Here is a 25,198-nt window from a genome sequence, read left to right on the forward strand (position 1 = left end):
TCCCGGAGTGCGGGGCCCGGGGGCTCGTGATCGGCTGGAGCATGGCTGCGCGACCGATGACCTGGTTCGGCCTCGTCGTCGCACTCGTGGCGCTCGCGGGCTGCAGCCCGGCAGACAGCACGGCGGCCCCGACGGCTCGGGCGACCTCGACGACACCGGGACCGACCCCCGAGCCCGAACCTGCTCCGGCGACGGTGGAGGTGACCGAGGTCGACGACGTCCTCGGCGACCTCGACGTCCCGTGGGGGCTCGCGTTCCTGCCCGACGGGCAGGCCGTCGTCACGCTGCGGGACGAGGCGGGGCTGGTGCTCGTCGGACCCGACGGTGCGGCGACGGACGTGACGGGTCCGGGTGCCGACGACCTCGCGGACCTCGTCGTGCCCGGCGGTGAGGGCGGGCTGCTGGGGGTGGCCGTGCTCGGATCGACGGGGACCGCGGTCGACCTGGCGCTGTACGCGACGGCGGCTGATGACAACCGGGTTCTGCGCGGCACCCTCGACGGGTCGGTCCTGGGCGGGCTGCGGCCGATCCTCACCGGCGTCGCGAAGGCCGGGAACCACGACGGCGGCCGGCTCGCCGTCGGTCCCGACGACTTCCTCTACGTCACCACCGGCGACGCGGGCAACCCCCCGTCGGCGCAGGACCCCGACAGCCTCAACGGCAAGATCCTGCGTATCACGGCCGACGGCGACCCCGCCCCGGGCAACCCGGACGAGGGATCGCCGGTATGGAGCCTGGGGCACCGCAACGTGCAGGGGCTCGGGTGGGCGCCGGACGGCCGCATGTTCGCCTCGGAGTTCGGGCAGAACACCTGGGACGAGCTCAACCTGATCGAGCCGGGCGGCAACTACGGGTGGCCGCAGGTCGAAGGCATGGGCGAGGAGTTCGTCGAGCCGCTGGCCGTCTGGGCGACCAGCGACGCGTCGCCGAGCGGCCTGGCCGTCACCGACGAGGCGGTCTACCTGGCCGGGCTGCGCGGCGAACGGCTCTGGCGGGTGCCGCTGACCGAGGACGGCGTCGGTACGCCGCAGGCACTGCTGGCGGGCGAGCGCGGGCGGCTGCGCGCGGTCGAGCCGGCACCCGACGGGTCGCTCTGGGTGGTCACGGGGAACACGGACGGCCGCGGCGACGTGCGCGACGGCGACGACCGCATCCTGCGGGTGGTCGTCGACTGAGGGGCCGCGACCGCTCACCTAGGATCGGGCGCATGTCTCGCATCCTCTCGGCCGTCGCGTGGCCCTACGCGAACGGCCCCCGCCACATCGGTCACGTCGCCGGCTTCGGTGTCCCGTCGGACATCTTCAGCCGCTACATGCGGATGGCGGGCAACGAGGTGCTCATGGTCTCGGGCACCGACGAGCACGGGACGCCCATCCTCGTGCTCGCCGAGCAGGAGGGCGTGGGTCCGCAGGAGCTGGCGGACCGGTACAACCGTGTGATCGTCGAGGACCTCACCAACCTCGGTCTGTCCTACGACCTGTTCACGCGGACCACCACGCGCAACCACTACGCGGTGGTGCAGGAGATGTTCCGCACGGTGCACAAGAACGGCTACATGATCGAGCAGTCGACCATGGGGGCCATCTCGCCGAGCACGGGCCGCACCCTGCCGGACCGCTACGTAGAGGGCACCTGCCCGATCTGCGGGTACGACGGCGCGCGCGGCGACCAGTGCGACAACTGCGGCAACCAGCTGGACGCCATCGACCTGATCAACCCGCGCAGCCGGATCAACGGCGAGACGCCGAAGTTCGTCGAGTCGAACCACTTCTTCCTGGACCTGCCGGCGTTCGCGAGCGCGCTCGAGGCGTGGCTGAAGACCCGGAGCGACTGGCGTCCGAACGTCCTGAACTTCTCCCTCAACCTCATCGACGACCTGCGCCCGCGCGCCATGTCGCGGGACATCGACTGGGGCATCCCGGTCCCGCTGGCCGGCTGGGAGGACAACCCGAACAAGCGCCTGTACGTGTGGTTCGACGCGGTCATCGGGTACCTGTCGGCGTCGATCGAGTGGGCGCGCCGCAAGGGCGACCCGGACGCGTGGCGCCCGTTCTGGAACGACCCTGAGGCCCTGAGCTACTACTTCATGGGCAAGGACAACATCACGTTCCACTCGCAGATCTGGCCGGCCGAGCTGCTGGCCTACGACGGTCGCGGGACGAAGGGCGGCTCGCCGGGGCAGTACGGCACGCTGAACCTGCCCACCGAGGTGGTCTCCAGCGAGTTCCTCACGATGGAGGGCAAGCAGTTCAGCTCGTCGCGTGGGGTCGTCATCTACGTGCGCGACGTGCTGTCCCGCTACCAGCCGGACGCGCTGCGCTACTTCCTGTCGGTCGCCGGGCCGGAGAACCAGGACTCCGACTTCACGTGGGCGGACTTCAAGACGCGCACCAACTCCGAGCTCGTGGCGGGCTGGGGCAACCTGGTCAACCGGACAGCGAGCATGATCCACAAGAACTTCGGCGAGATCCCGACGCCGGGCGCGCTCCAGCCGGTGGACCAGGGGCTGCTCGCGACGACGTCGGCGGGCTTCGGCAAGGTCGGCGAGCTGCTCGAGGGGCACCGCAACCGGGCCGCGGTCAGCGAGGCGATGCGCGTGGTCCAGGAGGCCAACCGGTACATCTCGGAGACCGAGCCGTGGAAGCTGACGGGGGACCGGGACCGGCTGGGCACGGTGCTGCACACGGCCGCGCAGGCGGTCGCCGACGCCAACGTGCTGCTGGCCCCCTTCCTGCCGCACTCGGCGCAGCAGGTGCACGAGACGTTCGGCCGCACGGGCACGATCTCGCCGCTGCCGCGCATCGACGAGGTCACGGACCTCGACGACGACTCGCGCCACTACCCGGTGATCACCGGCGACTACGAGCTCGGCCGGACGGTCGCGCCGTGGCGGTCCGAGCCGGTCGTGCCGGGCACCCCGGTGGCCAAGCCGGTGCCGGTGTTCACCAAGCTCGACGACTCGATCGTCGAGGAGGAGCTCGAGCGGCTGCGCCAGGCGTGATGGCCCGGAAGAGGGAGTCCGGCTGGCCCGCGTCGCCGGACCCTCTGCCCGTCGCGGTCGTCGACAACCACACGCACCTGGACACGGTGGTGACGTGGCGGGCCGACGGCTGGAGCGCCGACGGTGCGGCGTCCGACCTCGCCGCGCACCTGGACCGCGCGGCGTCCGTCGGCGTGACGCGGATGGTCCAGGTCGGGTGCGACCACGAGGCGATCGGCTGGACCGACGAGGTGGTCCGCTCCGACTCCCGGCTGCTCGGCGCGATCGCCATCCACCCGAACGAGGCGGTCCGCCACGCGGGGATCGTCGAGTCCGCCCCGGACGGCCTCGACCCCGAGCCGCCGCACGAGACGTCGCTGGCGGACGCGATCGACCTGGTCGCCCGGACCGCCCGCGCCAACCCCCGCATCCGCGCCATCGGAGAGACCGGCCTCGACCACTTCCGTGCCGGACCACGCGGTCGCTCGGTCCAGCGCGAGGCGTTCCGCACGCACATCGCGCTCGCCAAGGAGCTGGGCCTCGCGCTGCAGATCCACGACCGCGACGCGCACGACGAGGTGGTCGAGGTCCTGCTCGCCGACGGCGCGCCGGACCGCACGGTCTTCCACTGCTTCTCCGGCGACGCCGCCCTGGCACGGCTCGCGGTGTCCCACGGGTGGTTCCTGTCGTTCGCGGGCCCGGTCTCGTTCGGCGCGAACGACGCCCTGCGGGACGCGCTGCGTGAGGTCCCGCCCAGCCTCCTGCTCGTCGAGACGGACGCGCCGTACCTCACCGTGCACCCGTTCCGCGGCCGTCCCAACGCCCCTTACCTGCTGCCCGGGACGGTCCGCACGGTCGCCGAGGTCACGGGCCGCCCGCTGGCGGACGTCTGCGCGGCGCTCGCGGCCACGTCCGAGGCGGTCTACGGGACCTGGTGACGGATATGCCCCGCTCTGCCGGGGACGGCCGGGTGATGTCGGTCCCGCGGGGCGGGCCTCGGGTTACCGCGTCGGTCACGGATCGGTTACGGTCGGACCTGCGTCCAGGACGGGCGCATCTTTGTGAGCCCCTCCGAGAGGACCCACCGCGTGAGGCCGGACCAGGATCGTGCGACGCGCAGTCGCCCCTTCCGTGGTCGACGAGCCGTGCGGGTGGTGGCCCAGGCAGCCGTGCTGGCGGTCGTGGCCGCGGCGACGAGCGCGTTCGCGGTCCTGCACAAGACGGTGACCGTCGACGTCGACGGGACGTCGGTCGAGGTCGAGGCGTTCGGTCGCACCGTCGAGGACATGCTCGCGAGCGCGGACATCGCCGTCGGGGAGCGCGACCTGGTCGCCCCCGCGCTGGACCAGCCGATCGCGCGGTCCGGTCAGATCGTCGTGCGGCACGGTCGTGAGCTGTCGGTCGAGGTGGACGGCTCCGAGCGTTCGGTGTGGACGACGGCTCTGACGGTCGGCGAGGCCGTCGACGGTCTCGGGCTGCGCGACGACGAGGTGCGCCTGTCGGCCTCCCGGTCCGCCGCCCTCGGCCGGGACACGCTCCGCGTCTCGACGCTCAAGACGATCCACCTGGTGGTCGACGGCCAGGTCATCGACGGGCTGAGCAGCGCCGCGACGGTGCGCGACGGGCTGCGGGACGTCGGGCTCGTCCTCGAGGAGGGCGACCAGGTCTCGGTGCCGCTCGACTCCACCGCCGTCGACGGGCTCGTGGTCATGGTGACCCGGGCCGGCACCGCGGGTGAGACGGTGACCGAGGCGGTGCCGTTCGAGTCCACCGAGGTCGAGGACCCCGGGATGGTCAAGGGCAACACCGTCGTCGCCACCAAGGGCAAGGCCGGCGTCCGCACCACCACGTACGAGCTCCAGGTGGTGGGCGGCGTGGTCGTCGGCCGCACCCCGATCGCGTCGGTCGTCACCGTCGCTCCGGTCACGCAGGTCACCAAGGTCGGCACGGCCGAGCTGCCGAACCCGTCCGTCGTCGCGGTCGAGCCGGGCACCGCCCAGGCGCTCGGCAAGGAGATGGCGGCGGCGCGCGGGTGGGGTGACGACCAGTTCGCGTGCCTGCTGGCGCTGTGGAACAAGGAGAGCGGCTGGCGGGTGAACGCCGAGAACAGGTCCTCGGGCGCCTACGGCATCCCGCAGGCTCTCCCGGGCAGCAAGATGGGGACGGTCGCCGCCGACTGGCGGACCAACCCGGCCACGCAGATCACGTGGGGCCTGAACTACATCGGCGGTCGCTACGGCGACCCGTGCGGTGCGTACGCGTCCAGCCAGGCCAAGGGCTGGTACTGATTCACCCCTTTTCGCCTGTGACTCCGCTCACGTGGCCTGACGTGGGAGAACGCGTGATCCGCGGCGTAAATGGGGCACATCGGTACCGAATCTGACGGTAGGCGCGCTTGGCAACACGATCACGATTCGGTTACGGTCGAGCCCGCCCCGCGATCTGGACATCGGCCCACCTGTGCCGGCGGACGTTCCGCTGGGTTCGGCGCCCGCTCCACGCGGACCGCCGTGACGGCCGGATCGGGGATCCGGGACCGACGGGAGACACCCCTCCGGGTGTCCGCAGAGCCTCGAACCAGAGGTCCACCGCCGGGTGCCGCGCAAGCGGCGCGCTCCGCACCCCGTGCCCGGGCACCTCGACGGCTGGAGCCCCGTGCAGTTCTCGACCCTGATCCCTGGTCTGTCCGCGCGACGGTCCCCCCGACCCAGCGCCCCGTCCGCCCCGGACGAGCCCGCGACGGACCACCGGTCCGGTCGGGCGCGCATCCTGCCCATCACCGCCGCCACCGTGGCGCTCGTCCTCGTGGGCGGGTCGGCGGCGTTCGCGCACGCGCAGAAGACGGTCACGCTCGACGTCAACGGCGAGGTCGCGGAGCTGAGCACGTTCGCCGGGTCGGTCGAGGGCTTCCTCGAGGACCAGGGCGTCGTCGTCGGCGAGCGCGACGTCGTGAGCCTGACCGGCTCGCTGCGTGAAGGCAGCGAGATCGTCGTCCGCCACGCGCACCAGGTCTCGGTCAGTGTCGACGGCCAGGAGACGTCCGTCTGGACCACCGCCCTGTCCGCCGACGAGGCGCTCGACACGCTGGCCGCGCGCGGCCAGGCCGTCTCGCTCGTCGCCTCCCGGTCCGCGGCGGGCGGCCGGCCCGAGCTCGCGCTGGACCTCACGCTGCGCGGCCCGGCCGACGTCGTCGTGGACGGCACCACGCTCGTCGTCACCGATGCCGACGCGAGCGTCGCGCAGGTCCTCGGCGAGCTCGGCGTCACGCTCAACGCGCTCGACCGCGTCTCCGTTGTCCAGAACGACGCCGGTCGCGTCCAGGTGATCGTCAACCGCGTCGTCGTGCAGGACGTCACGTCCACGCACGAAGTCGGTTTCGCGTCCAGCACGCAGGAGGACGCGACCCGCTACAAGGACCAGAAGAGCACGCTGACCGCCGGGGTCCCCGGCGTCCGCACGCTCGTCGAGCGTGTCACCACGGTCGACGGCGTCGAGTCCGCCCGCGTCACCGTCTCCGACACCGTCACCCAGGCCCCGGTCGACGAGGTGCTGAGCGTGGGCACCAAGACCCGCCCGCCTGTCGTGAAGAAGGCCCCTGCTCCCGCTGCAGGCTCGTCGACAGGCTCGTCGACCGGCAGCCCGGTCACCGCCGGTGGCAGCGCCGACTCGCTCAACTGGGCCGCTCTGGCGCGTTGTGAGTCCGGTGGCAACCCGACGGCCGTCTCCTCGACGGGCAAGTACCACGGGCTCTACCAGTTCTCGGTGGCCACCTGGCAGGCCGTCGGTGGCGCCGGGCTCCCCTCGGCCGCCTCGGCCGAGGAGCAGACGGCGCGCGCCAAGATGCTCTACAACCGCTCCGGTGCCGGCCAGTGGCCGCACTGCGGGAAGTACCTCTTCAGCTGAGCACCCGACGGAACCCCCGCCCGATCCCTGGGCGGGGGTTCCGTCGTGCTCGCCTACAGGACGCTGGTGACGTCGAGGGCCGTTGACCTTGAGAGAACCTCCGGTGGGGAGCCCGTGTCAGGGAGCTCCAGCATCAGTTGGATCGCCGGTGGTCCGCCGTGGGGTAGACGGCGTCGACCTCGACCTCGACGAGCCAGCCGTTGACCGGCAGGTTCTCGATCTCCAGGGCGAAGCGAGAGGGGCGTGCCTCGTTGACGACCATCGGCTTGGTGGTCGTGGAGCCGAGCTGGACGTCGAGCGTCTCGCCCGTTGCCAGATTGGTGTTGGCGAAGAACTGGCGGTATGCGCGGTTCCAGCCGTCGAAGTCCATCTTGGCCTGGCCCTCAGGGTTCTGCAGGAAGACCCGCATGGAGATGACGTCGTTGAAGGACAGGCCCGCCTTCTCGAGGTTCTCGCCGATGCGCATGAGGGCGTTGATGCCCTGCGCCTCGGTGATCGTCACACCCGCTGGCAGCAGGGCGTCCGGGAAGACGTCGGTCGGGATGTAGCGCGCCTCGGCGGATGCGCCGGGGGTCTTGTTCAATGCAGCCGGACCGAGACCCGAGGACTTGTACCAGGCGACGTCCTTGCCGATGGCCACGCCGTTCGCGATGGAGGGGGTGTCCCCGGTGACGAACGAGACGGACTCCTGCGGCGCGGGTTCGAAGAGCCTCTCCTTGGCGAAGGCGGTGCTGGGGACGGCGACGGCTGCGGTCACGACGACGGCGGCGATGATCTTCGCGCGGTTCTTCATGGGAATCCTCCGGTACAGGCGACGCATGGTGGCGTCGGGGAGTCGATCCGGTGGGGACCGGACGGCGTGGAACGTACCCAGGGGTCGTTTCGCGGTGGTGAATAACGAAGGTCGAACAGAATTCGGGGCTCGGTGACTTTCCACGCGCTCCCGAGGAGTGCGGAGCCTCGTGAGGAACCCGGCGAAACCTACTTGTTACCTCAAGCAACTGAAAGGAAACACCTACGAACCATCCAGGAGACGCAGCGCACCTAGCGTGACGCACGGCGCTGACGGGGGCTTCTCGGGGGCCGTCGCCGATCAGGCCGTCCCCTCACGAGAGGTAGTACAACGTGCGCACACAAGAGGACACCTCGGGCGTCTCTCGCCGCAGCTTCCTTCAGGCAGTCGGCGTGGGTTCCAGTGCCGGCGTCATGTTCGCGACGATGGGTGCCATAGGGATGGCGCCAACCGCGGCCGCCCAGCCGAGGGCGGAGTCGTGGGTCGGACCCCGGGGAAGCGACTTCAACCTGACGGGTCGTTCCGCCAAGAAGGTCGTCATCGTGGGAGCCGGCCCCGCAGGCCTGGCCTCGGCGTACGAGCTCCAGAAGGCCGGCTACCAGGTGACCGTGCTCGAGGCACGCCACCGTCCCGGCGGCCGCACCCTGACCATCCGGGATGGCGACTCCGAGACGGACATCGACGGTGTCACGCAGACTGCGCGGTTCGCCGACGGCACGTACTTCAACTCGGGCGCCGGGCGCATCGCCCAGTGGATGGTCACGATGGACTACCTCCGCGAGCTGGGGGTGCCGTACGAGGTCTTCACGAACGCGAACGCGGACGCCTACCTCTACAACGAGCGTTCCGGCGCCACCCCCGGCAACCCCATCCGCTACCGCACGGCCAAGGCCGACGTCTTCGGCTACACGTCCGAGCTGCTCGCCCACGCCACCGACCAGGGTGCCCTGGACCAGAAGCTGACCGCTGCGGACAAGCAGAACCTGCGGGACTTCCTGCAACGGTGGGGATCCCTCAAGGCGGACGGCACCTACCAGGGTGGAGACAACCGCGGGTTCTCCGTCTACCCGTCGGCGTGGAACGAGCACGGCACCCCGTTGCCCGGCCCGGGCACCGTCTCGGAGGTGCTCGCCTCGAAGGTGGGCAACTACTTCCCTTTCGAGATCAACTGGGAGCAGTCGATGCTCATGTTCCAGCCCAAGGGCGGCATGGACACGACCTACCAGTACTTCGTGCGCGCCATCGGCACGCAGAACGTCCTGTTCAACTCCCCGGTCACCGCGGTGGAGAACACCACCAGCGGTGTCAAGGTCACCTACAGTGCGCCGAACGGCAAGGCGCGCCAGATCGAAGCGGACTTCGCGATCGTCGCCGCACCTGCCGGGGTCATGCGCCGCTGGGCGACCAACTGGGGCCCGGGCATCGACGCGGCGCTAGGCGAGTTCGCCATCGGCTCGCCCGCCGGCAAGATGGGCCTGCAGTACAAGTCGCGCTTCTGGGAGGACGACCACCGCATCTTCGGTGGCATCACCGAGACCGACATGGACCTGGCCCACATCTGGTACCCGTCGTACGGGTACGGCGAGCGGAAGGGTCTCATCACCGGCTACTACAACACGGGTAACAGCGCCCGCGCCTACGCGGACATGACCCCGAAGCAGCGTGAGGCACGCGCCGTCGAGCAGGGCGTCAAGATCCACGGCGAGAAGTACCGCACCGAGCTGGAGGCATCTTTCTCCGTCGCCTGGCACAAGGTCCCCTACATCGAGGGCGCCTGGGCCTACCCCAACACCGAGTCCGCCGGCTTCAAGCAGCTCCAGCAGGGCGCCGGCAACGTGTACTTCGCGGGCGACTGGATGTCCGAGGTCTCCGCATGGCAGCACGGCGCGTTCTGGTCCGCCCGCTACGCCGTGCAGGCCCTCCACCAGCGCGTCATGACGACCTGACGCTCCCTCTCGCACGCTGGTGGGACAGCGGTCCGGGTCCGCGGAGATCGTCCGGGACCCGGGCCGCTCGTCCGCGAGCAGTGGTCGCCGACACCGAGGCCGGGCGGCTCAGAGCGTCGACCCGCTTCCCCGACGGGCAGGCAACTGCACTCGCGCCGATGAGCCGCCTGTCACCAAGCTGACGGTCGAGTACACCTAGGCTCGTGCGCATGTCGACCACCACCACGCTGCTCGGGCCCGCGGAGATCCGCGACCTCGCGGAGCGTGCGGGGGTGCGCCCGACCAAGCAGCTCGGGCAGAACTTCGTGCTCGACGGGGGCACCGTCCGCAAGATCGTGCGCCAGGCCGATGTCGCCGAGGGTGACCGCGTCGTCGAGGTCGGTCCGGGGCTCGGGTCCCTCACGCTCGGGCTGCTGGAGGCGGGGGCCGACGTGGTGGCCGTCGAGATCGACCCGACGCTGGCCCGGCTCCTGCCGACCACGGTCGCGCGGCACGTGCCCGGGCTGACGGTGGTCGCGGGTGCCGACGACGAGCCGGTGGTGCTGCGTGACGGCGCCGGTCGCGACCGCCTGACGATCGTGCTGGCCGATGCCCTGGACGTGCGCGCGCTGCCCGGTCCGCCGCCCGTCGCGCTCGTCGCCAACCTGCCGTACAACGTGTCGGTCCCGGTCCTGCTGACGTTCCTCGAGCGCTTCGACAGCCTCGAGCGCGTGCTCGTCATGGTGCAGGCCGAGGTGGCGGACCGTCTGGCCGCACCGCCCGGCAGCCGCACCTACGGGGTGCCGTCCGCGAAGGCCGCCTGGTACGCGTCGGCCCGCCGGACCGCGACGGTCGGCCGCTCGGTCTTCTGGCCCGTGCCCAACGTCGACTCGGCGCTGGTTCGCTTCGACCGGCGCGAGCCCCCGGCCACCGACGCGTCCCGGGAGGCGGTGTTCGCCGTCGTCGACGCCGCGTTCGCGCAGCGCCGCAAGATGCTGCGCTCGGCCCTGTCCGCGCTGGCGGGATCCTCCGACCTCGCGGTGGCCGCCCTGGAGGCTGCGGGCGTCGACCCGCAGGCCAGGGGGGAGCGCGTCGACATCGCGGGGTTCGCGCGCATCGCTGAACATCTCGAGCACCTCGGGCCGGTAGCCGGTCGACCTGGCATTGTGGAGCCGTGACGCTGACCCCCGTGGCCCCGCTGCCCGAGCACGAGGTCAGGGTCCGTGCGCCCGGCAAGATCAACCTCTCGCTGCGGGTCGGGCCGCGCGAGGACGACGGCTACCACGCCGTGTCGACCGTGTTCCAGGCGGTGTCGGTGTTCGAGGAGGTCGTCGCCACCCCCTCGGAACAGCGCACGCTGGCCGTGAGCGGCCCGCAGGCCGAGCTGGTGCCGACGGACGGCTCGAACCTCGCGCTGCGCGCCGCTGCCCTGCTGGCGGACCGGGCGGGTATCGACGACGGCGTCCACCTGCACCTGCACAAGGGGGTGCCGGTCGCGGGCGGTATGGCGGGCGGCTCGGCGGACGCCGCGGCGACTCTGGTGGCGTGCGACGCGCTGTGGCGCACCGGGCTCAGCCGGGACGACCTGCTGGAGCTGGCCGCCGAGCTGGGGTCGGACGTGCCGTTCTCCCTGGCCGGCCACACCGCCGTCGGCTCCGGCCGCGGTCACCTGCTGACGCCTGCGCTCAGCCGCGGCGAGTTCCACTGGGCATTCGCCGTGCAGGACCGAGGGCTGTCCACCGCCGACGTCTACGCCGCGTTCGACGACCTGCACGGCACCGCGCTCCTGCCCGACCAGGACGACGACGTCCCGCTGATGCAGGCGCTGCGCGCGGGTGACCCGCGCGCGCTCGGTGCCGCGCTGCACAACGACCTGCAGATGGCCGCGCTCGAGCTCGACCCGGGGCTGGCGGAGCCGCTCGCGGTCGCGCAGGACGCGGGGGCGCTCGGCGTCGTCGTGTCCGGGTCCGGTCCCACGGTCGCTGCCCTCGGCCGCAGCCGCCAGCACGCGCTCGTGCTCGCGGCGGCGTTCACGGCGTCGGGCGTGGCCGACCGCGTCCTGACGGCCGCCGGGCCGGTGGCCGGTGCGCGCGTCGTCAGCTCGACCGACTGACACCTCGACCCCTTGACATCTCGTCGCGACGAGCAATACTTAAGAACATGCTTAACAATGGCGAGCTGGACAAGGTCTTCAAGGCCCTGTCCGACACGACCCGCCGCGCGATGGTCGAACGCCTCGTGCGCGGTCCGGTGTCGGTCAGCCAGCTCGCCGAGCCCTTTGCGATGTCCCTGCCGGCGGTCCACCAGCACCTCGCCGTGCTCGAGGACGCGGGCATCGTCACCTCGCACAAGATCGGCCGTGTCCGCACCGTCCAGCTCACCACCGACGCCCTGACCGGTGCAGGGGAGTGGATGGGCCGGCAGCGGCTGCCCGCCGAGCGCCGGCTGGACCGCCTCGGCACGTACCTCGCCACCACGAAAGGACCCTGACCATGCCCACCGAGACCACCAGCGCCACCAGCGCCGTCGCCCACGCGACCTTCGTCGTCGAGCGCACGTTCGACGCCGACCTCACCCGCGTCTGGGACGCGTTCGCCGTCCCGGAGCAGCACGCCCAGTGGTTCGGCTCGGACCCCGGGTTCACCGAGACCGAGGCGCACGAGGAGTTCCGCGTCGGCGGGCAGGCCGTCCAGGACGGCCAGTGGCACGACGGACCCACCAGCCGCTACGTGGCCACCTACACGGACATCGTCGAGCGCTCGCGCATCGTATCCACCTACGACATGTGGGTGGGCGGAGAGCACCTGTCGACGTCGCTGTCGACGATCGAGCTCGAGGCGGTCGACGGCGGCACCCGGGTCACGTACACGGAGCAGGGCGTCTTCCTGGACGGCAAGGAGGACGGCAGCCAGCGCGAAGCAGGCTTCCAGGGCATCTTCGACACCCTCGCGACGTACCTGGCGGGCTGACCGACGCGGGACCCGACCCGGGTGCCGTCACGACGACGACGGCACCGGGGTCGGGTTCGTCACGTGCAGGAGGTGGACGAGTCGTCCGCTGACGTGAGGACACCGCCCGGTGGCGTCCACGGCGTCTCGACCCGCGGAGCCGCCGGGTCCGTGACCGGCGAGGCGGTCGGGTCCGTGAGCGGCGTCGCGGTGCCGGTCGGCGGGGACTCGCCGACGGGCAGGTCGGCGGCGATGCGCGCCCACAGCTCGGTGGCCGCCGGGGTGGCGACCCTCCGGTTGGTGTCCCGAGGGTCCGGCACGGTGGGCATCGACGCGAACACGATCCGCTCCGCCTGCAGGTTCCGCAGCGACAGGCCGAACCCCGTCAGGTCGGTGAGGTCACGGAACCCCTGGCTGGCGGTCAGCGAGCTCGTCGCCGCCTGCGCGAACCGGAGCAGCGACGCGGGGCTCGTGAGCACCTCCTGACTGAGCACCGAGCGGGTCATCGCGGCCATCAGGTCGTGCTGGCGGGTGATCCGACCGGTGTCCGACCCGTCGCCGATGTCATGGCGGGCGCGGGCGAACTGCACCGCGGTCGTGCCGTCGAACACCTGCGGACCGGCGGAGACGTCGAGTCCGGTGTCCTCGTCGCGCAGAGCGGTCGGCAGGCAGATGGGGACCCCGCCGATCGCGTCGACCATGTCCCGCAACCCCACGAAGTCGACGAGCACGAGCCCGTCCAGCCGGACCCCGGTGAGCAGCTCGACGGTCTTCCACGTGCACCCCGACGCCGACGCGATGTCCTGTCCCTCGGTCCACCCGAGCGCGAACGCCTCGTTGAACTGCCTGTCGGTCCGGGCCGGCGTCGTCGTCCCGTCCGACATCGTGCACGACGGCCGGTCGGTCTTCAGGTCCCGTGGGATCGACACCAGCTCGACCCGGGACCGGTCGGCGGAAACGTGCGCGACGATCGTCGTGTCGGAGGCCATCCCGTCGTTCTCGCCGCCGATCGTGGCGTTCTCGCCGCTGCGGTCGTCGGACCCGATGATCAGCAGGTTCACCGGCGTCCCGGCCCGCGCGTCGCCAGGAGGTGGCTCGGTCGGCTGCGGCCGTGCGCTCTCGTCGCCCACGAGGCCTTGGAGGTCGACCTCCGTGACGTTCGCCTGGAGCTCTCGGTACACGGCGGCCGCCGCGGCGACACCGAAGACGAGGAGTCCCATGGTGGTGAGGCCGATCGCACGACGTGCTCGTCGTGGTCGTGCTGCACGCGCGTGCTGGCTCATCCTTCGGACGCTAGTGCGCAGGTCAGCGCCCGTGCCGGTGGTCGGGGTGGAGGACCTGTGCGGGTGTGCGGGTAGCCTTCACAGGACATGGCACACCTTCTCGGCGCGGATCGCGTCACGCTCGCGCTGGGCACGCGCACCCTCCTCGACGAGGTCTCGCTCGGGCTCGACGACGGCCAACGCATCGGTGTCGTCGGCCCCAACGGCGCCGGCAAGTCCACGCTCCTTCGCGTCCTGTCCGGCGTTCAGCAGCCCGACGACGGTCGCGTCACCCGTGCCGGCGGCCTGCGGATCGCCGTGCTGGACCAGCGCGACGACCTGCTGGCCGGCAGCACCGTCCTCGACGTGGTGCACGGCTCCGCCGACGAGCACGAGTGGGCCACCGACTCCCGCATCCGCTCCGTCCACGCAGGCCTGCTCGCGGACGTGTCCCTCGACGCCGACGTCGCCACCCTGTCCGGCGGCCAGCGCCGCCGGGTCGCGCTGGCGGCGCTGCTGGTGCGCGACGACGAGGTCCTGGTGCTCGACGAGCCGACCAACCACCTCGACGTCGAGGGCGTGGCATGGCTCGCCGCGCACCTGGTCGAGCGGTACCGAGGCTCCAACGGCGCGCTCGTCGTCGTCACCCACGACCGCTGGTTCCTCGACGCCGTCTGCACGCGCACGTGGGAGGTCCACGACGGGACGGTCGACCAGTACGAGGGCGGGTACGCCGCGTACGTGCTGGCGCGTGCCGAGCGGGCGCGGACGGCGTCGACGACCGAGGAGAAGCGGCAGAACCTCCTGCGAAAGGAGCTCGCCTGGCTACGCCGGGGGGCCCCTGCGCGGACCAGCAAGCCGAAGTTCCGGATCGACGCGGCCAACGCCCTGATCGAGAACGAGCCGCCACCCCGCGACCAGCTGAGCCTGACCCGCATGGCGACCGCCCGTCTGGGCAAGGACGTGCTGGACATCGAGGACGTGTCGGTGGCGTACGGCGACCGCGTCCTCCTGCACGACGTCACCTGGCGCCTCGGCCCGGGCGACCGCGTGGGCCTGGTCGGCGTCAACGGGGCCGGCAAGACCACCCTGCTGCGGCTCCTGTCCGGGCGGCTCCAGCCGACCACCGGCCGTGTGAAGCGCGGCAAGACCGTGCAGGTGGCCGAGCTCACGCAGGACGTCGAGGAGCTCGACGAGCTGGCCGGCCTGCGGGTGATCGAGGTGATCGAGAGCGAGAAGCGCTCGGTCGTCGTCGCCGGCAAGGAGCTCACCGCCGCGCAGCTGGTCGAGCGGCTCGGCTTCGACCGCGAGCGCTCCCGGACCCCTGTGCGGGACCTCTCGGGCGGGGAACGCAGAAGGCTGCAGCTGCTGCGCCTGCTCGTCGGCGAGCCGAACGTCCTGCTGCTCGACGAGCCGACCAACGACCTGGACACGGACACCCTCGCCGCGCTCGAGGACCTGCTGGACGGCTGGCCGGGCACCCTGATCGTCGTCTCGCACGACCGGTACCTGCTGGAGCGGGTGTGCGACACGCAGATGGCCCTGCTCGGCGACGGTCTGCTCCGCCAGCTGCCGGGCGGCGTCGAGCAGTACCTGGACCTGCGCAGGACCGCTCTGGTCGGCGGCGGCACGGCCACGGCGGCGTCCCCGCTGAGCGCGCGGCCTCGCACCGGCCCGTCGGACGAGCCCGTCGCTGCCGTCGCGTCGCAGCCCACCGTCTCGCCGGCCGACCTGCGCGCGGCGCGCAAGGAGATCGCGCGGATCGAGCGGCGACTGTCCCGGATCGCGGACCAGGAGGCGACCCTGCACCAGCGGATGTCCGACCAGGCGACCGACCACCAGGCCGTGATCGCGCTGGACGCTGAGCTGCGGGCGCTGGCAGCCGAGAAGGACGAGCTCGAGGCCGCGTGGCTCGAGGCCGCGGAGATCGTCGGCTAGTTCCCTCGGCGCATGCTCCTCAGGCCCAGCCCCGTGGAGACCCCCATGGTCAGCACCGCACCGAGCACGACGAGAAGCGGCGCGGTCCACCCGCCGCTCGACGCGTGCACAGCACCGAGCACGCTCGGACCGAGGGCGGCGACGCCGTAGCCGAGGCTCTGCACGGTCGCGGACATGCGGCGCGCGGCGGCCTGCGACCCCGCGCTGGAGGCGATGACGGTGAAGATCACCGCGAAGTTCCCGCCCTGCGCCACGCCGGCGAACGTGCACCAGAGCGGCCACCACGCCGGCGCGAGCAGCAGGCCGAGGGGGAGCATGGCCCAGCCGACCGCGATCGCCGCGGCCACGGCGGCGACCGGTGCGCGTCGACCCAGGGCGATCGGTACCGCGATACCGCCGACCATGCCGAACAGCTGGAACAGCGCGGCGGCACCGCCGGACGCGGCGCGCTCGAGCCCGAGTGTGTCGTGCAGGACCGACGGCAGCCAGGCGCTGACCGCGTAGTACCCGAACGCCTGCCCGGCGAACGCGACGGCGAGGAACCAGGTGACCGGCCGTCGCCACACCTCGGGCGCGCTCGTGCCGCTGACCAGCGCCACGGGCTCGGCACGCGCGAAGGGGTAGGCCATCTGCCACACGACGAGGGCGACGACGGCGAGCAGACCCCACGACGCCAGCGCCCAGCGCCAGCCGACGACGTCCGCGAGCGGCGCGGTCAGGGTGGTGGTGAGGACGCTGCCACCGTTCAGCGCCGCCGTGTACAGGCCGGTCACCCGCGGCACGTGCCCGGGGAAGTCCCGCCCGATCACGACCGGCACGGCGACGTTGCCCGCCGTGATGGCCACCCCGATCAGGACGGTGCCGACGAGCGCGGTGCCGAACCCGTCCGCGGACCGCAGCACTGTGCCGGCCAGGACGGTCACCAGCGACGCCGCGACCACCCGCCCGGTGCCGAGGCGCCCGAGCAGCACGGCCATGAGCGGCGTCGCGAGCGCGAAGCAGAGGACCGGGATGCCGGTGAGCAGTCCCACGCCCGCGGCACTCAGACCGAGGTCGGCGCGGACGTCGTCCACGACCGGGGCGAGCGCCGTGATCGGGGCCCGCAGGTTCAGCGCGTAGAGAAGTACTGCTGCGAGCAGGAGCCCGCGAGCGGCGGACCGCGCTGCCGTCATGCCCTCACGACGCGTCGAACGGCGCGGTCACCTCGCGCAGCAGGTCCGCCAGCCGGTCGCGGTCGGCCTCGTCGAGGTCGCCCAGCAAGCTCCGCTCGACGTCGAGCAGGTCCGCGAACGCCGCGTCCACGCGGTCCAGCCCGGCGGCGGTGAGCTGCACCAGCACACCGCGGCGGTCGTCCGGCGCGGGCAGCCGCTCGACCAGCCCGTGCTCCGCGAGGCGGTCGATGCGGTTGGTCATGGTGCCGCTGGTGACCAGCGTCTGGGTGAGCAGCGCACCCGGCGACAGCCGGTACGGGGAACCCGCGCGGCGCAGCGCCGACAGCACGTCGAACTCCCACGTCTCGAGGTCGTGGCGCGCGAACGCCGAGCGGCGGGCGAGGTCGAGGTGCCGGGCCAGCCGGCTGACCCGCGAGAGGACCGTCAGGGGGCGGACGTCCAGGTCGGGGCGTTCGCGTTCCCAGGCGAGGACGATCCGATCGACCTCGTCGCGGGCCCCCGGAGCGTCCGGGGGGGTGCGTGCCACCATGACGCGAGATTACTCGACGTCGAGAGAGATCCCCTCAGGTGCGCGTCAGGGTCGGCCTGCGCTCGAGCGCCGAGAGCCCGTTCCACGCGAGGTTCACCAGGTGCGCCGCGACGACGTTCTTGCTGGGGCTGCGCGCGTCGAGCCACCACTGCCCGGTGAGGGCCACCATGCCGACCAGCATCTGCGCGTAGATCGGCGCCGTCTTCGGGTCCTGACCCTGCTTCTTGAACTGGTCCGCGAGCATGTGCTCCACCTGCGAGGCGACGTCCCCGATCAGGCTGGAGAACGTGCCGGTCGCCTGCGCGACGGGGGAGTCACGCACCAGGATCCGGAACCCGTCCTCGGACGCCTCGATGTACCCGAGCAGGGCCAGCGTCGTCCGCTCGACCAGCACCTTCGGGTGCCCGCCGACCTCCAGCGCCCCGCTCAGGGCGCCCGTCAGGGCCTGGATCTCGCGGTCGACGACGACCGCGTAGATGCCCTCCTTGCCGCCGAAGTGCTCGTACACGACCGGCTTGGACACCTCGGCGCGTGCCGCGATCTCCTCGATGCTGGTGCCGTCGAAGCCCTTCTCGGCGAACAGGCCCCGTGCCACGTCGACCAGCTGGGCGCGCCGCTGCGTCCCCGTCATGCGGGAGCGGGTGGTGCGTTTGGGGTCGTTGGCCACGGGCCCATCATGCCGTGAGCGGTCACGGTGCAGACGCAGTGACTGGCAGACTTGGCGGCCACGACGCGCGAGGCGTCGGTCCGCCCTGGTGTAACGGCAGCACGCCGGCCTTTGGAGCCGTGCAGTCCAGGTTCGAATCCTGGGGGCGGAGCAGCGCGCAGCGCAGCAGCAGCAACAGCAAGCGGTCGGGCGATGTACCGTTCGAGACATGGCGACGACGCGCGACCTGCGTGCTGGGTACGTGCTGCTGGCTCTATTCCTGTTCGCCGTCGTTTCACAGGTCGTGGACCTCGCCGCGGGCGCGCCAGAGGTCGGCGTGCGCGTCGCGGTGATCGTCGTGGCGGCCGTCGGAGCAGTGGTGACCGGGGTGTGGATCGCCCGGCAGCGGCGGGTCCCGCCGCCGGAGCCGCGGCAGTTCACCCCGGCACCCGAGGAAGCACCGGAAGATCCCGGCACGGGGGGAGCGACCTCCGTGCGCGGGTAGAGCGCGCCCCGCGCACGAGATCCGCCGCTCGAGACCCGAGCGGTCTCTGGGGCATGCACGGGTGATCGTCGAGCAGTTCGGGTGAGGTTCATCGACGCCCGTTCTGCGAATTGGGGCATTCCGGTACGTTGCGGACATGGATATGCGCCGAGTGGCCTTCGCCGTGAAGGGTCGCGTCGTCCGACGCTCTGCGCTGCGGCTCTACGACTCGTTGCTCGCGAACGAGCGGCTGCCGTCCGACGAGCTCGCCGGGCTCACCGCGAGGCGGTCGACCCAGATCGCGCAGTTCGCCCAGGCCCAGTCGCCCTTCTACCGCGACCTGTACTCCTCCCGCGGCATGTCGGCGCGCGACCTGACCGATCCGCAGGCATGGACCGAGCTTCCCGTCGTCGACCGGACGGCTCTGCGCGATCGCGCGGCTGACGTCCCGACGAGCGAGGCGAACCCGCGGACCATGCGTCCCGCGCTCACGGGTGGGAGCACGGGCGAGCCGTTCAGGGCGTACCACGACACCCGTGTCCCGACCCTGCCGCTGAGCTGGCGCATGTACCGGTGGTGGGGAGTCCAGCCGTGGGACGACCTCGCCCGCGTCGGCCGATGGGGGTTCGGCGCACGGGCGTCTGCGGCCAACGCGATCCAATGGTGGCCGACACGACAGGTCTATACGGACGCGTCGCTGATCGACCGCTCCTCGCTCAGTGCGTTCGTCGGGCGCATCGAGCGCGTCCGGCCCGCGCTCATCGAGGGGTATGTGGGCGCGATGCTCGAGCTCGCCCGCTTCGTGGAGGAGGAAGGCGTCCAGCTCCCGGTGCCGCGTGCGGTGGCGACGACGGCCGCGCCGCTGACCGAGGACGTCCGCCGCAGGCTGCAGACAGTCCTCGGCGCACCGGTGTACGACGAGTACCGCGCGGCAGAGCTCGGCTGGATGGCGGGCGAGTGCCGCGAGCAGAACGGTCTGCACTGCTTCACCGACATGCGCCGCATCGAGGTCGTCGACGCGCAGGACAGGCCTGCGGCGCCGGGCGTCGTCGGCGATCTGGTGGTCACGGATCTCACCAACCGGGTCTTTCCGCTGGTCCGCTACCGCCTCGGCGACAGAGGCTCGCTCGTCGAGCAGCCGTGCGCGTGCGGCGTCACCCTGCCCCTGATGGCCAAGCCCGACGGACGGACCACCGACCTGCTCCGGCTGCCGAGCGGAGCGGCCATGGGGCACCGGCTCCACGGCATGTTCGGCGGCTATCCGGACGCCGTGCGTCTCTTCCAGATCCATCAGAAGGCCGACTACACGATCACGGTCCGCGTGGTGCGCGGACCGCACCCGGACGCCGACGCGCAGATCCAGTCCGCGGTGGGCGGTCTGCGCGAGCGCGTCCGCGGCGAGGTCCCGGTGCTCGTCGAGTACGTGGACGACCTGCCGTACTACAAGGGCAAGGTGAAGTACGTGATCTGCGAGGTGCCGGACCCCGCGACCTGACGGCCCGGGCGCCAGCGAACCAGCCCGGGCGGGGCGACGAGGGCACGTGCCGCGCGCCGGTAGAGTGACCGGTGCGCACAGATCCGCCGCCCGAGACCCGGGCAGATCCGCGAGGAGCACCCGCAGGTGACTTTCCCCCGCCCGGCCGCCGTCGTCGTCCTCGCCGCAGGTGAAGGAACCCGGATGCGCTCGGCAACCCCCAAGGTCCTGCACACCCTGGCCGGTCGCAGCATGCTTGGCCACGCACTGTCCACGGCCCGCGCGCTCGACCCCGGCCGAGTGCTGGTCGTCGTCCGGCACGAGCGCGACCTGGTCGCCGCCCACGTCACCGAGGTCGACCCGCAGGCGCTGCTCGCCGACCAGGACGAGATCCCCGGCACGGGCCGCGCGGTCCAGGTGGCCATGACCTCGCTCGATGCGGCCGCGCAGGCGGACGCCGCGAAGGACACGACGGCCGGCTCGGCCACGCACGCGCAGGTGTCCGGTGCGGTCGTCGTCATCGCCGGCGACGTCCCGCTGCTGGACGCCGGCACGCTGCACGAGCTGCTTGCGGCGCACCACGCGGACGGCAACGCGGTCACGGTGCTGACCACCCAGGTCGCCGAGCCCACGGGGTACGGCCGCATCCTGCGCGAGCCCGGCACGGGCGACGTGCTCGGCATCGTCGAGGAGAAGGACGCCGACGACACCCAGCGCGCGATCACCGAGATCAACTCCTCCATCTATGTCTTCGACGCCGGCGTCCTGCGCGGCGCGCTCGGGCGGCTCGGTCGCGACAACGCGCAGGGCGAGGTGTACCTGACGGACGTGCTGGCGATCGCCCGCACCGACGGCGGTCACGTCCGGGCGCTCCAGACGGACGACCCGGTGCTGGTCGAGGGCGTCAACGACCATGTCCAGCTCTCGGTGCTGCGCGCTGAGATGAACCGTCGGATCCTCGAGACCTGGATGCGCGAGGGCGTCACGGTCGTCGACCCGGCGACCACGTGGGTCGACGTCGACGTCGAGCTGGAGCGGGACGTCACCCTCCTGCCCGGCACCCAGCTGCACGGTGCGACGGTGGTCCGCGAGGGCGCGACGGTCGGCCCGGACACCACGCTGACCGACGTCGAGGTGGGCCCGCGGGCCAGCGTCGTGCGCACGCACGGCACGCTCGCGGTGGTCGGCGCGGATGCGAGCGTGGGGCCGTTCGCGTACCTGCGCCCCGGCACGGTGCTCGGCGAGAAGGGCAAGATCGGCACGTTCGTCGAGACGAAGAACGCGCAGATCGGCACCGGCTCGAAGATCCCGCACCTGTCCTACGTGGGCGACGCGACGATCGGCGAGCACACGAACATCGGCGCCGCGTCGGTGACGGTCAACTACGACGGCGTCAACAAGCACCACACGACGATCGGCTCGTACGCCCGCACGGGCGCCGACAACATGTTCGTCGCGCCCGTCAGCGTCGGCGACGGTGCGTACACCGGTGCCGGCAGCGTGATCCGTCGCGACGTCCCCTCGGGTGCGCTCGGCGTGAGCGCGGGCGCGCAGCGCAACATCGAGGGCTGGGTCTCGCGGGCCCGCGCCGGGACCGCCGCCGCCAAGGCGGTCGTCCGGCCGTCCGCCGACGACGAGCTCTCCCCGCAGGCCCGCGCCGAGCGGGGCCGCGCGTCCGCCGCAGCCGCCGACGCACCCCCAATCCCGCCGCCCGCACTGCCGGAACCCCCCGGAACGAACCCGAAGGACTCCGCACGATGACCGGGATCATCTCCTCGGACGGTGAGAAGCGCCTCGTGCTCCTGACGGGGCGGGCGCACCCCGACCTGGCCACCAGCGTCTCCAGCCATCTGGGTATCGACCTCCTGCCGACCACCACGTACGAGTTCGCCAACGGGGAGATCTACACCCGGTTCGGGGAGTCCGTCCGGGGCGCCGACACCTTCGTGCTCCAGTCGCACTCGTCGCCCATCAACACGTGGATCATGGAGCAGCTGCTCATGGTCGACGCCCTCAAGCGGGCCTCCGCCAAGACGATCACCGTCGTCGCACCGTTCTACGGGTACGCCCGTCAGGACAAGAAGCACCGTGGGCGTGAGCCGATCTCCGCGCGCCTCATGGCCGACCTGTTCAGGACGGCCGGCGCCGACCGTCTGATGAGCGTCGACCTGCACGCCGCGCAGATCCAGGGTTTCTTCGACGGTCCCGTCGACCACCTCTGGGCCATGCCGATCCTCACCGAGTACGTGCGCAGCCGCGTCGACACCTCCAACGTCACGGTCGTCTCGCCGGACGCCGGCCGCATCCGCGTCGCCGAGCAGTGGGCCGCCAAGCTCGGCGGTGGGCCGCTGGCGTTCGTGCACAAGACGCGGGACATCCGCAGCCCCAACAAGACAGTCGCCAACCGCGTCGTCGGTGACGTCGAGGGCCGCAGCTGCGTGCTCGTCGACGACCTCATCGACACCGCCGGCACCATCGCCGGCGCGGTGCGCGTCATCCTCGAGGCCGGCGCGAAGGACGTCATCGTCGCTGCGACGCACGGCGTCCTGTCCGACCCCGCGGTGGACCGCCTGCAGAACTGCGGCGCCCGCGAGGTCGTCATCACGGACACCCTGCCCATCGCCGAGGACCGCCGCTTCCCGCAGCTCACCGTGCTCTCGATCGCGCCGCTGATCGCTCGGGCCATCCGCGAGGTCTTCGACGACGGATCGGTGACGTCGCTCTTCGACGGTCAGGCCTGAGACCCATGGATGGTCGCGACGACGAGGGAGTCCGTCGCCGCGGACCGCGCGGGGGCGTGACGGTCACCGGCTCCGGTGAGGCCGAGGCGGTGCCGGACGTCGCCATCGCCGACCTCGGCGCGGAAGCGAGGGCGGTGGACGCCGAGCGCGCGCTGGCAGAGGCGGGGGAGTGTCTCGACCGGATGCGTGCCGTCCTGCGCGACGCCGGTGTCGACGACCTCTCTCTGCGGACCACGCAGTCGAGCACCTGGACCGACAGCTCCGCGACCGGCTCGTCGCGCGTCGTGGCCAGGCTCGGTCTGCAGGTCACGCTGCGCGACGTCGCGGTGGCCGGGGACGTGGTCAGTGCAGCGGTGGTCGCGGGCGGTGAGCCAGCCAGAATGGACGGCATCCGCTTCGAGATCAGCGACCCCAGCGTGCCGCGTGCGCGCGCCCGTGCCGCCGCCTGGGCGGACGCCGTGGCCCGCGCCACGCAGTGGGCGGAGCTGGCCGGTCGCCAGCTGGGCGAGGTCCAGTGGGTGACCGAGGGCGGTGCCGACGCCGCGCCGCTGCGGATGGGCCGTGCGATGGGGGTCGCGAAGGCGATGTCCGTGCCCGTCGAGGCGGGTCAGCAGACGGTGTCCGCGGACGTCACCGTGCGGTGGGCGTGGTCTGACGACAGCACCGACGGCTCGGCCTGACCGGCGGGTTGGGTTCCACGCGCTCGCTCGGGTAGGCTCTCCAGGTTGCCTCGGCGAGGGACGAAGGACGGTCGACGAAGTTCCACGACCACCTGCGCTCCGTGATCGACTGGGCGAGCGCCTCCGCGTGCCCGTCCTCCGTCCCGCGTCGAGGCCACCACACCTGTCTAGATCCGCGTCGCCGGCGTCCGCCGCGCACGCCACGCCATCACACCGCCACGTCAGCGACACTGCGCCGACGTCAGCACTGGGGAGTACACGTGTCCGAGGTCAAGCTTGTCGCCACCACCCGCACGGAGTTCGGCAAGGGCGCCGCGCGCCGTCTGCGCCGCGCCGACCAGGTCCCCGCCGTCCTCTACGGGCACGGCTCGGACCCGCTGCACGTCGCCCTGCCGGGCCACGCGACGATGCTCGCCGTGAAGCAGGCCAACGCGCTGTTCTCCATCGAGCTCGACGGCAAGACGACGCTGGCGATCACGAAGGACGTCCAGCGCGACGTCGTCAAGAACACCATCGAGCACGTCGACCTGCTCATCGTCACCAAGGGCGAGAAGGTCTCCGTCGACGTGCCCGTGACGGTCGTCGGTGAGTCCGCGCCCGGCACCATCCACGTCGTCGAGACGCAGACGCTGTCCCTCGAGGCCGAGGCGACGCACCTGCCCACCGAGGTCGAGGTCTCCATCGAGGGCCTCGAGGGCGGTTCGTCCGTCAGCGCCGGCGAGGTCACCCTGCCCACGGGGTCCGTCCTGCTGTCCGACCCCGAGCTCACGGTCGTCTCCGTCTCCGTGCCGCACGCCTCCGCCGAGGACGTCGCCGCCGAGGCCGCCGCCGCCGAGCTCGCCGCGTCGCAGTCGGCCGCGTCCGCGGCCGCCGCTGAGTCCGAGGGCTGAGCCGGAGCGCAGCTCGGGGTGAGGGTCGCGGAGCGGCACTCGCCGTGAGTGGAGCGCAGGCTCGGCCCGACCACAGGTCCGAGGGCTGAGCCTGATCCCACACCACGACGCCCGGACCGTTCCTGACGGTGCCGGGCGTCGTCGTACCCGCGCGTTCCCCTAGGAGGAGATCCCGATGAGCGACGGACCCTGGCTGGTCGTCGGGCTCGGCAACCCCGGCCCGCAGTACGCCGGCAACCGTCACAACGTCGGTCAGATGGTGCTGGACGAGCTGGCGCGGCGCACCGGCTCGACGTTCGGCGCCCGGGCGTCGGGGCTGCTCTCGCGCCGGCCGCAGGCGGCGGTCGCGGAGGCGCGGCTCGGGGTGCTGCCCGGTGGTGCGCCGGGCCCGCGGGTGGTGCTGGCGAAGCCCACCACGTACATGAACGTCTCGGGCGGCCCGGTGGCGGCGCTCGCGAAGTACTACGGCGTCCCACCCGAGCGGACGGTGCTGGTGCACGACGAGCTCGACATCCCGTTCGCGGACGTCCGGCTCAAGAAGGGTGGCGGCGAGGGCGGTCACAACGGACTGCGGGATACCACCAAGGCGCTGGGGACGAAGGACTACGTCCGGGTCCGCGTGGGCGTCGGCCGTCCTCCCGGTCGCATGGACCCGGCGGACTACGTCCTGCGTGATTTCGCGAGGAACGAGCAGAAAGACCTGCCGTGGCTCCTGGACTCCGCGGCCGACGCCGTGGAGCTGGTGCTCCTCGAGGGCCTCGAAGCCGCGCAGCTGAGGTTTCACACCAAGGGGTGAGCCACGTCCCCCACCTGCGCCAGCATCGGGTGAAACC

At 72.0% G+C, this 25,198-nt stretch carries 23 protein-coding genes and 1 tRNA gene; 19 read left to right on the forward strand and 5 right to left on the reverse strand.

Translation table 11 applies throughout. The features are described 5' to 3' along the window. Positions 1–56 precede the first annotated feature (56 nt). The 5 genes from ASG23_RS02935 to ASG23_RS20775 all read left to right on the forward strand — a co-directional run bounded on the left by ASG23_RS02935 (position 57) and on the right by ASG23_RS20775 (position 6,883). On the forward strand, positions 57–1,175 hold the full coding sequence (locus ASG23_RS02935) for a PQQ-dependent sugar dehydrogenase (RefSeq protein WP_200941491.1): 1,119 nt from the start codon (positions 57–59) through the stop codon (positions 1,173–1,175). A 32-nt stretch (positions 1,176–1,207) separates the two neighbouring features. Further along, the gene (metG, locus tag ASG23_RS02940; protein ID WP_056019763.1) at positions 1,208–3,001 is read left to right on the forward strand and encodes a methionine--tRNA ligase; all 1,794 of its coding nucleotides are present in this window, start codon (positions 1,208–1,210) and stop codon (positions 2,999–3,001) included. Beyond that, positions 3,001–3,918: a TatD family hydrolase gene (locus tag ASG23_RS02945; RefSeq protein ID WP_056019766.1), complete on the forward strand. Its 918-nt coding sequence runs from the start codon at positions 3,001–3,003 to the stop codon at positions 3,916–3,918. The genes metG and ASG23_RS02945 overlap by 1 nt, the downstream gene beginning before the upstream one ends. A gap of 216 nt (positions 3,919–4,134) precedes the next feature. Then, positions 4,135–5,268, forward strand: coding sequence for a ubiquitin-like domain-containing protein (locus ASG23_RS02950; protein ID WP_235520821.1), 1,134 nt, complete (start codon positions 4,135–4,137; stop codon positions 5,266–5,268). Positions 5,269–5,575: 307 nt separating this feature from the next. Then, entirely contained in the window at positions 5,576–6,883 is a 1,308-nt protein-coding gene (locus ASG23_RS20775) for a transglycosylase family protein (RefSeq protein WP_327019455.1), read from the forward strand. A gap of 133 nt (positions 6,884–7,016) precedes the next feature. Here the strand turns inward: ASG23_RS20775 and ASG23_RS02960 are convergent, their stop codons facing one another. Next, positions 7,017–7,676, reverse strand: coding sequence for a Rid family hydrolase (locus ASG23_RS02960; protein WP_056019772.1), 660 nt, complete (start codon positions 7,674–7,676; stop codon positions 7,017–7,019). A 392-nt stretch (positions 7,677–8,068) separates the two neighbouring features. Here ASG23_RS02960 and ASG23_RS02965 point away from each other — a divergent pair, with 392 nt between their 5' ends. From ASG23_RS02965 to ASG23_RS02985, 5 genes are all read left to right on the forward strand, one after another. Then, positions 8,069–9,622, forward strand: a complete 1,554-nt coding sequence (locus tag ASG23_RS02965) for a flavin monoamine oxidase family protein (protein ID WP_327019456.1) — start codon at positions 8,069–8,071, stop codon at positions 9,620–9,622. Positions 9,623–9,831: 209 nt separating this feature from the next. After that, entirely contained in the window at positions 9,832–10,779 is a 948-nt protein-coding gene (rsmA, locus tag ASG23_RS02970) for a 16S rRNA (adenine(1518)-N(6)/adenine(1519)-N(6))-dimethyltransferase RsmA (protein WP_056019778.1), read from the forward strand. Next, positions 10,776–11,714: a 4-(cytidine 5'-diphospho)-2-C-methyl-D-erythritol kinase gene (locus tag ASG23_RS02975; RefSeq protein WP_056019781.1), complete on the forward strand. Its 939-nt coding sequence runs from the start codon at positions 10,776–10,778 to the stop codon at positions 11,712–11,714. Before rsmA ends, ASG23_RS02975 begins: the two co-directional genes overlap by 4 nt. Positions 11,715–11,761: 47 nt before the next feature. After that, positions 11,762–12,091 (forward strand): ArsR/SmtB family transcription factor, encoded by a 330-nt coding sequence (locus ASG23_RS02980; protein WP_056019784.1) that lies wholly within the window; start codon positions 11,762–11,764, stop codon positions 12,089–12,091. A gap of 2 nt (positions 12,092–12,093) precedes the next feature. Continuing rightward, on the forward strand, positions 12,094–12,570 hold the full coding sequence (locus tag ASG23_RS02985) for an SRPBCC domain-containing protein (RefSeq protein ID WP_056019785.1): 477 nt from the start codon (positions 12,094–12,096) through the stop codon (positions 12,568–12,570). 59 nt (positions 12,571–12,629) lie between these two features. On the opposite strand, the gene ASG23_RS02990 is transcribed toward ASG23_RS02985, so the two are convergent. After that, complete coding sequence (locus ASG23_RS02990) at positions 12,630–13,832, reverse strand: LCP family protein (protein WP_082515707.1); 1,203 nt, start codon at positions 13,830–13,832, stop codon at positions 12,630–12,632. Positions 13,833–13,919: 87 nt separating this feature from the next. Here ASG23_RS02990 and ASG23_RS02995 point away from each other — a divergent pair, with 87 nt between their 5' ends. After that, complete coding sequence (locus tag ASG23_RS02995) at positions 13,920–15,749, forward strand: ABC-F family ATP-binding cassette domain-containing protein (RefSeq protein WP_056019791.1); 1,830 nt, start codon at positions 13,920–13,922, stop codon at positions 15,747–15,749. Here the strand turns inward: ASG23_RS02995 and ASG23_RS03000 are convergent. From ASG23_RS03000 to ASG23_RS03010, 3 genes are read right to left on the reverse strand one after another with little or no spacing between them, the layout of a single operon-like run. Next, positions 15,746–16,921, reverse strand: coding sequence for an MFS transporter (locus tag ASG23_RS03000; protein ID WP_056019795.1), 1,176 nt, complete (start codon positions 16,919–16,921; stop codon positions 15,746–15,748). The two genes, ASG23_RS02995 and ASG23_RS03000, sit on opposite strands and share 4 nt — an antisense overlap. A gap of 4 nt (positions 16,922–16,925) precedes the next feature. Then, a complete protein-coding gene (locus ASG23_RS03005) occupies positions 16,926–17,450 on the reverse strand; it encodes a MarR family winged helix-turn-helix transcriptional regulator (protein ID WP_056019798.1) in 525 nt (174 codons plus the stop codon). Between the two features lie 34 nt (positions 17,451–17,484). Continuing rightward, positions 17,485–18,081, reverse strand: a complete 597-nt coding sequence (locus ASG23_RS03010) for a TetR/AcrR family transcriptional regulator (protein ID WP_056019801.1) — start codon at positions 18,079–18,081, stop codon at positions 17,485–17,487. Between the two features lie 115 nt (positions 18,082–18,196). On the opposite strand from ASG23_RS03010, the gene ASG23_RS03015 reads away from it, so the two are divergent. The 8 genes from ASG23_RS03015 to pth all read left to right on the forward strand — a co-directional run bounded on the left by ASG23_RS03015 (position 18,197) and on the right by pth (position 25,161). Next, positions 18,197–18,268 (forward strand) — tRNA-Gln (locus ASG23_RS03015). 57 nt (positions 18,269–18,325) lie between these two features. After that, the gene (locus ASG23_RS03020) at positions 18,326–18,601 is read left to right on the forward strand and encodes a hypothetical protein (RefSeq protein ID WP_056019806.1); all 276 of its coding nucleotides are present in this window, start codon (positions 18,326–18,328) and stop codon (positions 18,599–18,601) included. A 136-nt stretch (positions 18,602–18,737) separates the two neighbouring features. Then, on the forward strand, positions 18,738–20,075 hold the full coding sequence (locus ASG23_RS03025; RefSeq protein ID WP_157465495.1) for a phenylacetate--CoA ligase family protein: 1,338 nt from the start codon (positions 18,738–18,740) through the stop codon (positions 20,073–20,075). Between the two features lie 126 nt (positions 20,076–20,201). Further along, positions 20,202–21,815 (forward strand): bifunctional UDP-N-acetylglucosamine diphosphorylase/glucosamine-1-phosphate N-acetyltransferase GlmU, encoded by a 1,614-nt coding sequence (gene glmU / locus ASG23_RS03030; protein ID WP_056019812.1) that lies wholly within the window; start codon positions 20,202–20,204, stop codon positions 21,813–21,815. Further along, entirely contained in the window at positions 21,812–22,795 is a 984-nt protein-coding gene (locus ASG23_RS03035) for a ribose-phosphate diphosphokinase (protein WP_056019815.1), read from the forward strand. The genes glmU and ASG23_RS03035 overlap by 4 nt, the downstream gene beginning before the upstream one ends. A 5-nt stretch (positions 22,796–22,800) precedes the next feature. Next, positions 22,801–23,475 (forward strand): SIMPL domain-containing protein, encoded by a 675-nt coding sequence (locus ASG23_RS03040; RefSeq protein WP_056019818.1) that lies wholly within the window; start codon positions 22,801–22,803, stop codon positions 23,473–23,475. 260 nt (positions 23,476–23,735) lie between these two features. After that, entirely contained in the window at positions 23,736–24,365 is a 630-nt protein-coding gene (locus ASG23_RS03045; protein ID WP_056019821.1) for a 50S ribosomal protein L25/general stress protein Ctc, read from the forward strand. Positions 24,366–24,540: 175 nt separating this feature from the next. After that, entirely contained in the window at positions 24,541–25,161 is a 621-nt protein-coding gene (gene pth / locus ASG23_RS03050) for an aminoacyl-tRNA hydrolase (RefSeq protein WP_056019824.1), read from the forward strand. Positions 25,162–25,198: the final 37 nt, after the last annotated feature.

This window comes from Cellulomonas sp. Leaf395, from assembly GCF_001424125.1.
Taxonomy (GTDB): Bacteria; Actinomycetota; Actinomycetes; order Actinomycetales; family Cellulomonadaceae; genus Cellulomonas.

What these genes read in the sequence shown, in the direction of transcription:
- ASG23_RS02935 (WP_200941491.1), top strand. Translation starts at nt 57, where the DNA reads ATGACCTGGTTCGGCCTCGTCGTCGCACTCGTGGCGCTCGCGGGCTGC.
- metG (WP_056019763.1), top strand. Translation starts at nt 1,208, where the DNA reads ATGTCTCGCATCCTCTCGGCCGTCGCGTGGCCCTACGCGAACGGCCCC.
- ASG23_RS02945 (WP_056019766.1), top strand. Translation starts at nt 3,001, where the DNA reads ATGGCCCGGAAGAGGGAGTCCGGCTGGCCCGCGTCGCCGGACCCTCTG.
- ASG23_RS02960 (WP_056019772.1), bottom strand. Translation starts at nt 7,676, where the DNA reads ATGAAGAACCGCGCGAAGATCATCGCCGCCGTCGTCGTGACCGCAGCC.
- rsmA (WP_056019778.1), top strand. Translation starts at nt 9,832, where the DNA reads ATGTCGACCACCACCACGCTGCTCGGGCCCGCGGAGATCCGCGACCTC.
- ASG23_RS02980 (WP_056019784.1), top strand. Translation starts at nt 11,762, where the DNA reads ATGCTTAACAATGGCGAGCTGGACAAGGTCTTCAAGGCCCTGTCCGAC.
- ASG23_RS02985 (WP_056019785.1), top strand. Translation starts at nt 12,094, where the DNA reads ATGCCCACCGAGACCACCAGCGCCACCAGCGCCGTCGCCCACGCGACC.
- ASG23_RS02990 (WP_082515707.1), bottom strand. Translation starts at nt 13,832, where the DNA reads ATGAGCCAGCACGCGCGTGCAGCACGACCACGACGAGCACGTCGTGCG.
- ASG23_RS02995 (WP_056019791.1), top strand. Translation starts at nt 13,920, where the DNA reads ATGGCACACCTTCTCGGCGCGGATCGCGTCACGCTCGCGCTGGGCACG.
- ASG23_RS03000 (WP_056019795.1), bottom strand. Translation starts at nt 16,921, where the DNA reads ATGACGGCAGCGCGGTCCGCCGCTCGCGGGCTCCTGCTCGCAGCAGTA.
- ASG23_RS03005 (WP_056019798.1), bottom strand. Translation starts at nt 17,450, where the DNA reads ATGGTGGCACGCACCCCCCCGGACGCTCCGGGGGCCCGCGACGAGGTC.
- ASG23_RS03010 (WP_056019801.1), bottom strand. Translation starts at nt 18,081, where the DNA reads ATGACGGGGACGCAGCGGCGCGCCCAGCTGGTCGACGTGGCACGGGGC.
- ASG23_RS03020 (WP_056019806.1), top strand. Translation starts at nt 18,326, where the DNA reads ATGGCGACGACGCGCGACCTGCGTGCTGGGTACGTGCTGCTGGCTCTA.
- ASG23_RS03025 (WP_157465495.1), top strand. Translation starts at nt 18,738, where the DNA reads ATGGATATGCGCCGAGTGGCCTTCGCCGTGAAGGGTCGCGTCGTCCGA.
- ASG23_RS03035 (WP_056019815.1), top strand. Translation starts at nt 21,812, where the DNA reads ATGACCGGGATCATCTCCTCGGACGGTGAGAAGCGCCTCGTGCTCCTG.
- ASG23_RS03040 (WP_056019818.1), top strand. Translation starts at nt 22,801, where the DNA reads ATGGATGGTCGCGACGACGAGGGAGTCCGTCGCCGCGGACCGCGCGGG.
- pth (WP_056019824.1), top strand. Translation starts at nt 24,541, where the DNA reads ATGAGCGACGGACCCTGGCTGGTCGTCGGGCTCGGCAACCCCGGCCCG.